Source organism: Treponema sp. R6D11 (assembly GCF_054786075.1).
Genome location: NZ_BDHD01001242.1, coordinates 1 through 351 on the forward strand (window position 1 = coordinate 1; position 351 = coordinate 351).

The window sequence follows — 351 nt, forward strand, 5'->3', positions numbered from 1 at the left end:
TTGTGTCTCTCAGGGCGCCGCGCCCCCCGCGTCCTAGCCCGGGTCGCTCGTCGGCAGCGTCAGATGTGTATAAGAGCCAGCCATGTCGCGCCCAAGCTGGCACGGCACTCCGTCGCCGACGATCCGCCGCCCGCGCTGGTGCAGCGCCTTGCGGCCGCCTACCAGCGCAGCGGCGGGGACCTGCCAGCCGTCTACCGCGCGCTGATCGATTCGCCAGAACCCTGGGCCGCGCCAGCCACGAAGTTCAAGACGCCCTGGGAATGGGCCGTCTCTTCCATGCGCGCACTGGGCCGGCGCGAGTTGAAAGGTGCTCAGGCCGCCGGCCCAGTGCGCGCATGGAAGAGACGGCCC

At 70.9% G+C, this 351-nt stretch carries 1 protein-coding gene; it reads left to right on the forward strand.

The genetic code is table 11. The features are described from left to right. Positions 1 to 63: 63 nt before the first annotated feature. Positions 64 to 351 (forward strand): DUF1800 family protein (locus ACYVTD_RS18270; RefSeq protein ID WP_461249021.1); only part of this gene is annotated, 288 nt, incomplete at its 3' end.